Raw genomic sequence first — 12,672 nt, forward strand, 5'->3', positions numbered from 1 at the left:
ACTGACCGACCGGACACTTCGACCATCCCGTAAAACAAGACGGCGGATCTTGGCTGCACTTTCCATCAATATCACCCGTTCATGCCCCGCGCTAAATGCACGGATCCTAACAAACAGGTGGGTCAATCTTAAACGCTCATAACCCACCTAACCGGGTCAATTTTGCATGCCGATTCACAACAGTGGGCAATGATTTAAGGCAGAAACCGGTGGTGCTTGTAACTGATCGGAACTGAGGTCATAGTCCTCGCTTACTCATTAAAACTGGGGTCAGAGTTAACTTGATGGCGCCCCGTAAGGTCCCTTCCAGAACGGTATTTGAGGCCATATCAGACCTTCGGGGATCAATTGACCAAAAGGAAAGAAGTTATCGAGAACCTGCAGCCGCGACAGGACATAAAACATACCACTAAACATTCCAAAGCTGTTCAGTTTTGACATACGTACGGCTATTCGCGAAGAAGCATCAGCACCGAAAAGAGTGTGATCGAAGGGAAAGGTATAGCGTGTCTTATCGTCGGTTCTGAGCAGCACCCCATTCATACAGGGTAGACACGAAACCGGTTCATTATCCAGAATCATAAACCAGTGATGTCCTGCAGCATAATAAGGGCTACAGAAGCGTCGTGTTCCCCCGATTTCCTTCATTCTGACATCACAAATCTGACCCGTAAGAGTATAATTCAGATCTACCTCATCATGAAGATTACTTGCCCTTGAGTTTTGCAAAAATCCTGGAAGCAAGTTGGAAAATCGAATGGACTTAACCCTACCAACAACATCACGATCAAATTCGTAGCATAGAATATCCCGGTCATCCGCAACGAGCGTCACGGTTTGAATAGCCCCAGCAGGATTATGCTGAGTATTAAATGCCACTTCTCGACCTTTGGACTCCAGAGCAAACCGGTCACCATGATCTGTGATCAGCAGTTCCTGACCATTCAAGTCAATCCTCAAATAATCATCCACTTGGTTCACATTTAGGTAGAAACCCGCACTTTCGCAGACAAACCCATTTGCTCTTAATGTGTAGCGATCTGTTCCTGAAGCGTCGATGCATTCGCCTTCCTTGTCGGAAAATCTCCTTGAAAAACTGGTTTGAATGCCATGCTGATTATCAATAGTCCCCGATTGGACAATTCCGGTTACATAGTCAGTTTCGGTATTGAATCGAAAAATCGCGTGGTCAGGATCGTCGATAACTTGCCAGCTTTGATCTGAATAGCATTTAAATTTTTGCCCATTCAGTTTTAGGATGTCGCAACCCTCGGCCCTCTCAATCTGAGCAAAAAAGTGATCACTTGTAACAGCACTTAACCGACCAGTATCATCATAGGTGTAGCGAAAAACCCTGTCGTCAATCTGTTCCGTTTCAAGAAGTGTTCCCAAATAATTTCTTTTGAGAACCTGCTGACCATCGGTCAAACTGCAAAGGCGACCAACGCCATCAAACGCAGCATCCAGCGATTGCTGAGGTTGGTCAGTCAAGTTTGCATCCCATTGATGGACACTGGTTTTGATGTTTCCATCAGATTGTTCGGATCTTGCCAAATGAGCTGTTCGGGCAATGTCAAACACATCAGCACCCGTTGAGGAAAAGGTCCATTCTTCGGAACTACCTGCAACTGCAAGACCATTTATAAACCCGGAACGACTGAAACCCACTTCGACGGAGCGATCCTCCAAACCGACCGGGCGACCAAAGACATCCCGACCAATAACTTCGGTTCCAATCTCGACAAAATCAGAGTGATTATCAGCATGGTAAAACTGAAGATGCGATGCAGGCACCACATTGGAGGAAAAAGGAGACAACAAAGGCTCAGATACCCCCAGAAAAGCCGCATGAAACAAACTGGACATACGGTCCAGAAGATTATGAGGCAGGTCTACATGAATACAAGAAGGATCCCCGGAAAGAGCTGCTCGCCAGGTGGTTCTTTCAACAGGAGCCGAAAGAATATCATGCATATGGGCAAGCAATATCTCAGCTCTACCCTCTTGAACAGACTGCGGCAATTCAATGAGACCGGCTACCGACAAAGGCCTTTTTCGTACAATCTCAGCCAAAGAACCGAATAATTCTGATGGAGAAAATCGGGCTAATCGAGGTGTTTGTATCACCCCGTCTGTGAAGCAGAAGCTGGTATCTGGCGTTTTAAGTTCCGACAGGGCTTTCGTATCTTGAGCATACTTCAGCAACCATTCCAGACCCCGGAAATTCATCGAAAGCGGATTTCCGGCATCGTCATAACCAATTCTCAAAAGCTCCTGATCACCATCCTCTATTGACGCGAGCAGGCCCCATTCATCCTCATATGAGAATTCCAGACTTGTATCTTCACCTGCCTCCACCCGATGCAAGCGGCCATCTTGCCAGTGATAGGTGACGGTTCGCCCATCTGCCAACCTGAAAGAGGAAAGAACGGCCTGGTCACAATCAATGCTGAATTCGGTTATTGCATCTCCACCACGGCGGATTATCGTCGTGTCAGTGGCCGGATAGGCACATTCCAAGGGCGCCATGCCATGCCTGAAGCGCCTATTCAAAAGCCGGTTATCACTATCTAGCTGCAAGGCTTCAAACGCACCTGAAGGTCTCACCCGGTGGGTAAGCTTCCCGTCGTCATTATACATATAGGCCCACTCTCCGGCATATGCCGAGCGAACCTGTACAAGCCTGCCATCATCATATCGATAGGAACCAACATCCTTTAGTTGACCGGTTACCCGATCCCGCTCGCTTATCCGATTGATCTGCAAATCATCACAATGAATATCAAGATGCAGCCCGTCACTGCGGGAAACACTGGTCAAATTTCCGTAGGCTGATCGTTTGAAACGGATTTCATCGCCAGCTTCATTATATAGCCTGCGCAGAAAAACTTTTTTACCGTTCGACAAACCAAACTCGTAAAACAATCCCCCTGCTACCCGAAAGGTCGGGCGCATATTCAGGATTTCAAGCTTCCAGTCCTTTACAACAGGATTGGTGGAAATTCCCCCGGACCAGGGTATCTGGAAACGTGCTATCTCACCCGTTGGCAGGTGAAGGCTCAACCATTCCGGGCCCGGCAGAACATACAGGCTCCAGTTATCAATCCATCCCTCGCCAGTCTGTCCGTTGAAAAGTGACATGGACTGCCAGGTCGAGGTCAAAAAGAGGGGAATTTTTCCCGGATAATAAAGATCAGTTCTGGAAAAGGTCGCCTCACCAGAGAGAGGATTGAAAATTGAATCCACAAGCCGGGTGTTTCCAGGCCTCTGCCCCCGATAATCATAAAGGTCATAAAGTATGGACATATGTCAGCCCTGAAAGCTGAAGAGACGTTCAAGGAAATGATCCAAGTTTTTCCCGATATAATTCAGATTGCTGTAATCAGCGTCCCCTTCATTTTCATGATCCCAGAAATATATCGCGCCTGCATCATCTCCAGACAAGGACAGCAGGATCAGGTTACCGAACGGATCATGCGCAATGGGAAGCATATGGGATGGAACACGCTCCTCCTCAACATACATGGAGTAATATTCCAGCAAATCCGACGGATCATCAGTTCCAACTGACAAAAACCAGTCCACCAAAGAGTCGCTATACGGGCCATCATCATCAAGAAACGAGAAGCATTCTGGTACCGGTCTGCCGCCATTTCGCTGAGACAAAAACGACCGATAATCTGCTGGTAGAGTGAGCCCCAGTTTCTTTTCCAAAGTTGCAAGACCTGCTTCATCAAGCCCGGTGGAAGCGTCCAATATCACTGCCTTAGCCATTCTTCAGTTGCTCCTTGATTACCGAAACACCACCGGAGTGAGGAAAGGCGTTATGCATGCTGGAATCGACAAGTTGCAATGTACCCGGATTGGCGCCATCATGGTGCCAGGTAAACCCCTTTGGAGTTCTGACATGCCCTGCATGCTGGTTTGCCATGTAACAGTCACGTACCCGACTGGGTTTAGCTGTCTTTGATACAGTCATATTTTTCTCTTTTAATCTCGCTTTGACAGATCCAATCCGACCTGTTTCTTGCATGCATGTTCGTGTCTGCACCCTTAAAATCAATTTGTGTAGGCGTGAAGACCGATTAAACTTCAACTACGTTCGGGCAAACTCAGAGACCACAGGCATTTGCCATGAGCTTTACACACATATCCGAGGCCTGCGGGCGCAATACAGAATCCAGCTTTGCCGGGTTTCCGGATTGGGCCAGATCATGCAATCCTCCCACTAACGGATTATCTGGAATATTCGGCAAGGTCGCAGACAGTGGCTCCCCTAACGAGATCGCGGACGACACGGCATCGGAAAAATTCTGAGTAACACGGGAGACAGCCTGAGAGGTAACTTCCGGCACCTTCCCTTTCAGAGCGCCAATCAGAGCGTCGCTCTGCAACACCTTAGTGTTGAGCGCATCAAGAGCTTTACTTGTCAGGCCCTCCAGCCCAACTTGGGGCAGATGCAAGGCAACATGGTGGGAAAGGATGTCTTGAATTCCACTTTCCAGAATTGAAACGAGCTGATCCTGCACGAATGCACCTAGCTCAGGCACTGGCATAGACAGAGCCTCCTTGAAGGCGAGTAATTCGACCGACGCAGGATCTTCCAGCCTGCTCAAACCCGGATCCAGCAAGGGCGATGCATTATCCTTTGCGCCTTTCATGCAGCTCTTCAGAGAACCACCCATTCCCACATCACCAATGAAGGTATCACCGGAGCCGGCTGAAACAGAGCCGCCACAGCAGATACTATCCCCCACACGACCTGCTTTTTTGCCGTTGATGAACACGGTAGCAGATCCGGCAGACAGGGAACGTGGATGAGGAGGGCATTGGGGACAGCCATGCGGCGCAAATGCATCACCCAGCCTCACGGCCTTTCTGCCGTTGATGAAGGTATCGCCGGAACCGCTAATAGCCGGTGTCGGGGGAAAACAGCCATGGCCTGACCCAATATCTCCCAATCGTGCTGCTTTTGGCATTTCGCCTCTCCTTCAAAATCAAAAAATCAAAATCCGATGAAGCCCGCAACGAGCCCTGACAAAAAACAACAGTGGTGGCCGACGCAAACCCGTACTCTGGATGCGGAGCAAGACGCGCGAAAAACTCAATACAAAAAGATCCATTACCCTTCTCAAAAAGGCACGTCAGAGGGCCAGATCCTGTTCCGCTTTCCTTGCAATAACGTAGATACTGCTTCAGGCTTTCATGATCCTGGAAACTGAACTCGAACGCCTTTCCATGATAGGAAATTCCCGTATCTAGTGCTCGTTTAAATCTGGATATCCAGATTTTATAGTCTGCACGTCGACTCTGAACTAGACACTCATCTAAGCACTGCAAACTCGACTGCCAATCAAGTTTCAGTCAAACTCACTCTGGCCCTTCGTCAACAAGCTGCGAGAAAAAACTGTCGAAACTATCTGCAAGAAATAAGCAATGTTCCAAGAATGCTTCTGTTGTTTCCAGTTCTTCTTCTATTTCATCATCAAAACTAAAAATATGGCCGGTTTTCAGATCCATCACTATATGTTCATGCTGCGCACCATCCGCAATTTTGATGTAATGATCAGGAGCAAAATAGTTATTTCTCATATCTTTAGTATTAAAAGGAACCGAGTAAGAGGCGAAACGCTTTTCAAATATTTTATTAATACATTTATCTATTTCTTCAGATACATGCATAAAAGTCGTAACACAGGCTTCCGTATCATCATTACTGTTATAAAAGCATGGATCCTCCCCCGTCAGATATCCGCCATTACACTCCCTCAAGAAAGCAATATAGTCATTAGGAACCGGATATTTAGCCCACGCTTTAAAGGCTTCAATTTCCCTGTCATCAGCAGGCTGCACAGTCAGATCGATAAGAGGCATCATTCCTCATAATAAAGATTTTTAACAAAATCATCGAATGAAGAAGTCAGATGAGTTACGCCTTTCCCTTCAAAACTCTCATCATCGAAATGCACTTCATTTGAATGATCTAAAAGAAAAACACTCCGAGCCTGATTACCTCGAATTTTATAGTAAAATTCCTCATGGTATGTCGGTCCATAGGAAATCAGAATATAATTCGCCATGTGTTTAAATTCAGACTTATTCTTCTCCCAAACTATTGGAATACTTTGAATAGATGAAATATCAGCCAAGGCGTAATCATCTTTATAGATTAGGCACAATTCGATTCCATTATTCTTTTTAAAGAACTCAACAAAACCAGGCTCAATCTGATCGGACAAATTCAAAAGGCGAGCAACATCGTCCTCTTCAAACGGAAGAACATTACCAAATCTTGAAAAATCCATTTCAATGTTTTTTGCATAGTAAACTGGCATTTTCTTATTTCGCTTTGCTACCCCCTTGTGGTGCCATTGGTTTTCAGGCGCCTTTTAAAAGCTTGCTCTGCTCATCATTGCGCAGCAAATTCATTAGACAAGCAAATTTCAGGTAAATTTAATCAGTCAGTTCATCAACAATTTGCGAGAAAAAACTATCAAAACTATCTGCAAGAAATAAGCATTCTTCTAGGAACTCTTCCGTTGTTTCCAGCTCTTCTTCTGTCTCATCATCAAAACCAAAAACACGGCCTGTTTTCAGGTCCATCAATATATGTTCATGCTGCGCACCATTTGCAATTTTGATATAATAATCAGGCGCATAATAGTTGTCTCGAATATCATCAGTTTCAATCATCACATCGGAAAAGGAAAAATTCTTTCGAAAAAGATCATTGATGCATTTTTCAGGATCACTAGAAATATGCTGAAATTTTGAAACACAGGCCACCGTTTCATCATCCCTGTTATAAAAACCGGGTCTAACTCCAGCCAGATATCCACCATTATACTTTCTCAAAAAAGCAAGATAATCATCAGGAACCGGATATTTAGCCCACGCTTTAAAGGCTTTAATTTCCCTTTCATCAGCAGGTTTTGCAATCGGATCGATATGAGGCATTATTTTTAATTCCCAAACCTCGTGGCAGTATCTTCAGGGATGCAACCAGTTATGGCTTTTCTATTAACGTGAAAATCTTCTGCAAGTCCTGTATTCCTAAACCACTCACCCAGCAACACGACGATCGGCTTTATGAGCCAGAACCAAATTTCTCTTTGACTTCATCAGGTAAGTAATCCATAGAATCTTCCCAATCATCAATGTCGTTCTCATCTGCATAAAGACCATCGATAAACTCGCTAAATGTATTGGCGAGATGCAAAGCTCCATTTTCCAGCCTGATCTGGTCTCCATCCAGATAAACACCGCTATCTACAAAGGCAAAAACCTTGCCCCTATGCGGCCCTTTTACAGCAAGGACAAAGCTTAAATGACCTGCAGCTCCTTCAGCGAACATAGCAAAATCATCACTTATCCAGTCTTCGCCAATAGCCCGATCGGTACTAGCTTGAATAGATGCTAAATTATCAGAAGGAGACAACCGAAGGAACGCTTCAATAATCAATTCTTCCATGTCGATTTTTCCATCAAACCGACAAGGAATAGGTTCTCTTCCAACACCATTACTATTTATAAAATCTATAAAATCTTCTGGTAACTTAATACCAAAATAATCTTCAGCCCATTTATCAAAAAGCGTTACATCGCCAGTTTCAAATTCACTCTGGAAGAAAAGTTTTTGCAAAGCTTTACCTGCCTACATCAAAAAAGTTAATCCGGTAAAATTACTCGCCATGATCCTCCTCCCATTCCTCAATTTCCTCTTCATCTGCTGTCAGGGCATCGATAAATTCTTCAAAACTATCGCCGAGTTTGGTTATGCCTTCAATATCAGAGGGTATGTCATCCATCTCATCATCAAGAACTAGAGGCTTGATATCCTCAAGCGCAAACACCTTACCAATACACTTGCCCCTGATAACCAATCCAATCGACAAATGCGTTCCGCCTGCAATGATAAGGGCGTCATTGACATTACCTCGTATCATCGAACCTTCAAGCGCTTTTGTACAAGAGAAAACAGAATCTCCGTCGTCATCAAATGAATATTCTGGATGTGGAGCAAGATTCGCAAAAAACGTAATTAGTAGAGAACCTTGATTTGTTTCATAGCGGTGAGGAAGAGGCCAATAACCTGCCCCACAGTTCCGATAAAATGCCAAATATTGCTTCAGGCTTTCGTGATCCTGAAAACTGAACCCAAATGCATTCTCGTGATAGGCAATACCCCTTTCCAGGCCTTTACTGGGAAGAGGGCTCCTAAATTTCACTTTATGCATACCCGCACCAGCCTGCACTATTCACCCAACAACACGCCGTTACGCTTTATGAGCCAGAACCAAATTTCTCTTTAATTTCATCAGGTAAGTAATCCATAGAATCTTCCCAATCATCAAGGTCGTCTTCATCTGCAAAAAGACCATCAATAAACTCGCTAAATGTGTTGGCAAGATGCAGAGCTCCGTTTTCCAGCCTAGCCTGGTCGCCTTCCAGATAAACACCACTATCAACAAAGGCAAAAACCTTACCTCTGTGTGGCTCCTTTATCGCCAAAGCAAACTTCAAATGCCCCCCTCCACCGTAGGCAAACAACAACATATCACCACTTATGCGATCATTAACGACAGCTTTATTAGTTTGGGTTTGTATGGATTGCTGATCATCAGGCGGGAAATATCCATAAAACTCTTCGATTTTCATCCGATCCATACCAATCTTGCCATCATATTGACACGGTATGGGGTCTGCTCCGATGCCATTTTTTTGCAAGAAAGAAAGAAAATCATCTGGTAAACCAACACCAAAATGTTTTTCCGCCCATTTATCAAAAAGTGTTACATCGCCAGTTTCAAACTCGCTCAAGAAGAAAAGTTTTTGCATCATTAACCCCTTTATTCAGCTGTACGTCGATAAAACTTCATTTCCCAGAGTGTCCTCCAGCGTGATCAAATAGATCGTGTACTTCAAAATCGACCAACAACATAGACGTTCCATCTTCATGATGGTGCCAAACGTATTTTTGTCTACCCGTATCACCCTTGGCTTGGGGTCTAGACCTCTTTGCCTCATTCTTTTTTTTCTTGACCACACCGATTTCCTCCGCCTTCTGCCGTTTTTCATTCATGAGCTTTTTATTAGCTTCATAGTAATCATCGACTCGATCACCTTGAAAAGGTCGAATTTGCGTCGTGTAATCTGTAAAGTCGTCGAAGATTGGTTTACCATTCACATAGGGGATTTCAACATCCATATTCCCCTTTGTCGAAGTGTTCATATTCTTGCCATAGATCACAGCCCCTGTATCAGGGTCGTGTTTCAGCCAGCCACCACTTTCCTCCCAATCCTTGAACTTAGGTGCGTTGGTGCCAGCATTGTGACGACCGAGTTTTTCCTCAAGATCCTTCGCGCTTATGGGCTTTGCATTTGGATGATCATCCAGCACACTTTTTTTAGGAGGCTCTGCTTTTTTTGCTGCGTCAGCTGAACTGTCAATAACATCGGGAGCTTTGCCATTCTTTTTGATATTGGTCATCCCGTTCAGCCTGGCGGCTTCTCCGCCTGCTTTTCGACCAGCGATCAATCCGGACTGACCAGCATTTCGAGCTGCTGATGAAGGAGCTTTTGCCATATCTCTCTCCTTTTAGCTCGGCGCACTGGCTTGGAGTGCGGAGGCCGTTCCACCAGCCGCCGCACCACTAGCCGCAGCATTTTTAAAAATCGTCACCGCATCTTTTGTCAGAGCCCGGATCGTGTCTTCATCACGCAGATTACCAACTGCAAATTTGATGATCTTGCGAACAAATTCCTGAAACACATCGTCGAGCTTTCCGAGTGCTTTTTCGACCATACCAACTGCCTTGGATGCGAATTCTACAATCTTGCTAACTGCCAGTTCCGCTGCTTTGATCAACCCGGACGTGTCACGCAATCCCCACAAGGTCCAGCTTGCCCGTGCTTCTGCCAGCGCCTTACTGGCTTGTTGCTGCATCGTAGCCAGAAACTTTTTGAAGAGGCCCATAGCCTCCTTGATCAGTTTCTGAAAATCGGCTGCCAGATCCTGAAGCCATTTGACGGCATTGCCGGAAGAAAAGAAGCGCGCCACAGCCATGACGGAATTGATCATTTCTGGTGATGCGGCCTTCTTGAAGGATTTCAGGAAATCGCCTGTCGCCTTCAAAAACGGTTTGCAGGCATTGAAAATGGTTTTGAAAACCCCCTTGACGACCGATCCAACAGTAGGGACCAGCCCGATGGTGCAAATACCTAGCGATAGCCACAGCAACCAGCCTTCTTCCTCCCGCACCTTGCTGTCACAAAGCTTGAGCACAATCGCAGAAACATCCCTGAGATCGCCAACCTGATCGATAATAGGAATGGCCGTCAGCGCTGCATCGAAGATAATCTGCCCGGTTGTCGGATTGTCATTCCACTCTCCTTGCAGCGCACCCCATATCCAGCCAAACCAGCTTTCATCATCAGCATCCAGTTTCCGTAGGGTATTTCTCGCATTTTCCTCAATCCGTTTATATTCATTGACTTTTCGCTGTGTATCATCGTCCAGCCCACCAAACAGACGACCAAGCGCAGTACCGTCAATCTCGTCGCGCATGCGCTCCGCTTCATCCCGCGCAAGACGCGCACGAACAATATCCTGGTTTATCAGATAATCTGGATTCCGCTTCTGCTGGTTTTCCGGCTTGTATTCAATGGCATCCTCACCGGCCAGCACCATGGCAGCCTCGTTTGGCAGGCCATATATCGCCACCATGCCGTTGTCACCACAGGTGCCATTGGTCTCCGCTCCCCCCTCCAGTATCAAGTGAAACGGAGCCCCTGGAGACGGAAAAAAATCCTCATAATGAACAAAAACGGCCAATGCATTCGGACAATGGTCACAAATCCTGTCCGGGTGTTCCTTGACTGTCGAAAAGTCAAGATCGGCCAGGTCAATCACATCTCCGGTTGGCTGACCGCCTGCTGTTTCTGCCTGTGTCATTGCCCCTGCCCTATGCTGCACCCAGCCTGGACGCATCCTTGCGCCTGGCCACCTGCGTCAATCGTTCGATTTTTGATTGCCCGGACATAAAATCTGGCCCGGAAAGAATGGACTTCGCCTCTGGCAGCACGCCATTTTCGTGGAAGCCCTCACCAAAAGCAGTCGTCAGGACAATGAACTTCACCTTGTCCCGTTCCATTTCAAATCCAAGCTTTTTGGCGGTTTTCTCCGATCTTGCAACGAGTGCTAGCAAGTCCTTATCACCGCGGTCAGTCAACTTTTCACCAAAGCCCTTACGCAGAAAATCCAAAATGCGTTCATGCCGAAGCTCAGTCTGCTTGCCCCGCAATGCTTCGAACTGCCTGGCACCTACCCGGTAGGGCGGAAGGCTGGCAATCCCGGCTTCTTCGGTGTGATTGATGCGATAGGTATAAAAGCGTTTGTCCTTGCTGTTCGGTGCGATATGGAAAGCCCCTAAATCACCACAGAAGGCTTGGGCCATTTCTGGTGTCATTGAGCTCAAAAATGTTTCGAGAAGGCGCGGATCATAAAAACGGAAGAGAACAGTTGTGTTCCCTTTGGGCGGATAGACATTTACCCAGTTCCGCCAATGCTGAACGAGACGGGACGTAGCAACCCTATCAGATGTCTCGAGAAAGAAGCCCCAAGCATCATCACTTTGCGTCAGGCTAACAATATGCTCCCACATCTCGTCCTTGGGTCGGACAAGATGGGGCGCTTCCGTATTGTAATAATCCTCGGCCAGCTCCTCATAGAGACAAAAGCCATCCTCTTTCAAATCAGCCACATGTCCAGGAACATCCTTGTTCCCGCAGGCATCAACAAGAGCAAACAATCTGCCCTCATCACGAAGAGATGCCAGATCATCCCAGCTGACATGGTCAGGGATATTGGTATAGGACAACGCCATATCACCTGTATCCCCGGTCGGTTGCAAGCTCAGCAGCTTTCGGGTCCGTTGGCTCTTCAGCCGGTGGTGGGGCGGCATCCGCCGCCGTGCCCGGGCTACCACCCTGGTTGATCTTCACTTTGTTGCCGACAATCGTAACCCCGCCGGAATCAATCTTGACGAAACCACCCGGACCCTTGATGGTCAGTTCTTCGGTGCCTTCCAGAACAATATTGGGTGCCTTGACCGTGGTCTTGCCCAAAATGGTTGTCGTCGAGCCTCCTTCAACCTTGAGGCTGTCCGATCCCTTGATCATGGTGGAGCGGTTAGCACGAAAACTGTTCACAACAGCCCCGTAAACCGTTGTATGCAGGGCGTTATAGACCTTGAAAAGCAGTTTGCCGCCGAAGATCCAGTTCGTCTCATTATCAATGCGACGATATTCATCTTTTGCTATGTGCTGATAATGGTTGTTCTTGACCAGCAGGTGTCGGTTGTTCTCGACAATCTGATGCCGGTCATGCCGGATATGTTCACGCCGGTCATTCTCGACAACGATGTCCTGATCTTTTTGGGCATGGACATATACTTGCTCCATCCCGGCCTGATCTTCAAACCGCAACTCGTTCGAACCCACACCCTTGTGAGTATCCGACTTGATTGTCATAACCGTTTTAAAGTCCGGCAGGGTGTAGGGACTCTTGTTATTGTTGTGATACGTCCGCCCTGTGATGATGGGTTGGTCTGGGTCGCCTTCGAGGAAGTCTACGATGACTTCGTGACCGATGCGGGGGATGGCGATGTGGCC

At 46.7% G+C, this 12,672-nt stretch carries 14 protein-coding genes; all 14 read right to left on the reverse strand.

Annotation, left to right across the window (positions count from 1 at the left end; all coding sequences use genetic code 11):
- Nucleotides 1-276: 276 nt before the first annotated feature.
- Nucleotides 277-3,306 carry a DUF6531 domain-containing protein gene (locus PsAD37_RS21165; RefSeq protein WP_063297825.1) on the reverse strand — a complete coding sequence of 1,010 codons (3,030 nt, stop codon included), beginning with the start codon at nt 3,304-3,306 and terminating at the stop codon, nt 277-279.
- 3 nt (nt 3,307-3,309) lie between these two features.
- Nucleotides 3,310-3,774 carry an SMI1/KNR4 family protein gene (locus tag PsAD37_RS21170; RefSeq protein ID WP_063297826.1) on the reverse strand — a complete coding sequence of 155 codons (465 nt, stop codon included), beginning with the start codon at nt 3,772-3,774 and terminating at the stop codon, nt 3,310-3,312.
- Entirely contained in the window at nt 3,767-4,033 is a 267-nt protein-coding gene (locus PsAD37_RS27885) for an HNH endonuclease (RefSeq protein ID WP_082827091.1), read from the reverse strand. Before PsAD37_RS27885 ends, PsAD37_RS21170 begins: the two co-directional genes overlap by 8 nt.
- 79 nt (nt 4,034-4,112) lie before the next feature.
- Complete coding sequence (locus tag PsAD37_RS27890; RefSeq protein ID WP_084408021.1) at nt 4,113-4,979, reverse strand: PAAR domain-containing protein; 867 nt, start codon at nt 4,977-4,979, stop codon at nt 4,113-4,115.
- A 391-nt stretch (nt 4,980-5,370) separates the two neighbouring features.
- Nucleotides 5,371-5,874 (reverse strand): SMI1/KNR4 family protein, encoded by a 504-nt coding sequence (locus tag PsAD37_RS21185; protein WP_063297828.1) that lies wholly within the window; start codon nt 5,872-5,874, stop codon nt 5,371-5,373.
- Nucleotides 5,874-6,335, reverse strand: coding sequence for a hypothetical protein (locus PsAD37_RS21190; protein ID WP_063297829.1), 462 nt, complete (start codon nt 6,333-6,335; stop codon nt 5,874-5,876). The genes PsAD37_RS21185 and PsAD37_RS21190 overlap by 1 nt, the downstream gene beginning before the upstream one ends.
- A gap of 118 nt (nt 6,336-6,453) precedes the next feature.
- A complete protein-coding gene (locus PsAD37_RS21195; RefSeq protein WP_063297830.1) occupies nt 6,454-6,957 on the reverse strand; it encodes an SMI1/KNR4 family protein in 504 nt (167 codons plus the stop codon).
- A 130-nt stretch (nt 6,958-7,087) separates the two neighbouring features.
- Entirely contained in the window at nt 7,088-7,642 is a 555-nt protein-coding gene (locus tag PsAD37_RS21200) for an SMI1/KNR4 family protein (protein WP_063297831.1), read from the reverse strand.
- Nucleotides 7,643-7,682: 40 nt separating this feature from the next.
- Nucleotides 7,683-8,237: a hypothetical protein gene (locus tag PsAD37_RS21205; protein ID WP_063297832.1), complete on the reverse strand. Its 555-nt coding sequence runs from the start codon at nt 8,235-8,237 to the stop codon at nt 7,683-7,685.
- A 46-nt stretch (nt 8,238-8,283) separates the two neighbouring features.
- Nucleotides 8,284-8,838 carry an SMI1/KNR4 family protein gene (locus PsAD37_RS21210; protein WP_193778318.1) on the reverse strand — a complete coding sequence of 185 codons (555 nt, stop codon included), beginning with the start codon at nt 8,836-8,838 and terminating at the stop codon, nt 8,284-8,286.
- A gap of 37 nt (nt 8,839-8,875) precedes the next feature.
- On the reverse strand, nt 8,876-9,586 hold the full coding sequence (locus PsAD37_RS21215) for an HNH endonuclease (RefSeq protein ID WP_063297834.1): 711 nt from the start codon (nt 9,584-9,586) through the stop codon (nt 8,876-8,878).
- A gap of 12 nt (nt 9,587-9,598) precedes the next feature.
- The gene (locus tag PsAD37_RS21220) at nt 9,599-10,954 is read right to left on the reverse strand and encodes a hypothetical protein (RefSeq protein ID WP_063297835.1); all 1,356 of its coding nucleotides are present in this window, start codon (nt 10,952-10,954) and stop codon (nt 9,599-9,601) included.
- A gap of 10 nt (nt 10,955-10,964) precedes the next feature.
- Nucleotides 10,965-11,885 carry a DUF4123 domain-containing protein gene (locus tag PsAD37_RS21225; RefSeq protein WP_063297836.1) on the reverse strand — a complete coding sequence of 307 codons (921 nt, stop codon included), beginning with the start codon at nt 11,883-11,885 and terminating at the stop codon, nt 10,965-10,967.
- A gap of 1 nt (nt 11,886) precedes the next feature.
- A partial coding sequence (locus tag PsAD37_RS28455) for a phage baseplate assembly protein V (protein ID WP_342633594.1) occupies nt 11,887-12,672 on the reverse strand: 786 nt, incomplete at its 5' end.

Origin of the sequence: Pseudovibrio sp. Ad37 (assembly GCF_001623075.1) — a bacterium.
In the GTDB taxonomy this organism is placed as follows: domain Bacteria; phylum Pseudomonadota; class Alphaproteobacteria; order Rhizobiales; family Stappiaceae; genus Pseudovibrio.

Excerpts from the sequence above, each read along its gene's own strand:
- PsAD37_RS21195 (WP_063297830.1), bottom strand. The coding sequence starts at position 6,957 with ATGCCTCATATCGATCCGATTGCAAAACCTGCTGATGAAAGGGAAATT.
- PsAD37_RS21220 (WP_063297835.1), bottom strand. The coding sequence starts at position 10,954 with ATGACACAGGCAGAAACAGCAGGCGGTCAGCCAACCGGAGATGTGATT.
- PsAD37_RS21190 (WP_063297829.1), bottom strand. The coding sequence starts at position 6,335 with ATGCCAGTTTACTATGCAAAAAACATTGAAATGGATTTTTCAAGATTT.
- PsAD37_RS21185 (WP_063297828.1), bottom strand. The coding sequence starts at position 5,874 with ATGCCTCTTATCGATCTGACTGTGCAGCCTGCTGATGACAGGGAAATT.
- PsAD37_RS21170 (WP_063297826.1), bottom strand. The coding sequence starts at position 3,774 with ATGGCTAAGGCAGTGATATTGGACGCTTCCACCGGGCTTGATGAAGCA.
- PsAD37_RS27890 (WP_084408021.1), bottom strand. The coding sequence starts at position 4,979 with ATGCCAAAAGCAGCACGATTGGGAGATATTGGGTCAGGCCATGGCTGT.
- PsAD37_RS27885 (WP_082827091.1), bottom strand. The coding sequence starts at position 4,033 with ATGCAAGAAACAGGTCGGATTGGATCTGTCAAAGCGAGATTAAAAGAG.
- PsAD37_RS21225 (WP_063297836.1), bottom strand. The coding sequence starts at position 11,885 with ATGGCGTTGTCCTATACCAATATCCCTGACCATGTCAGCTGGGATGAT.
- PsAD37_RS21215 (WP_063297834.1), bottom strand. The coding sequence starts at position 9,586 with ATGGCAAAAGCTCCTTCATCAGCAGCTCGAAATGCTGGTCAGTCCGGA.
- PsAD37_RS21165 (WP_063297825.1), bottom strand. The coding sequence starts at position 3,306 with ATGTCCATACTTTATGACCTTTATGATTATCGGGGGCAGAGGCCTGGA.
- PsAD37_RS21205 (WP_063297832.1), bottom strand. The coding sequence starts at position 8,237 with ATGCATAAAGTGAAATTTAGGAGCCCTCTTCCCAGTAAAGGCCTGGAA.
- PsAD37_RS21210 (WP_193778318.1), bottom strand. The coding sequence starts at position 8,838 with ATGCAAAAACTTTTCTTCTTGAGCGAGTTTGAAACTGGCGATGTAACA.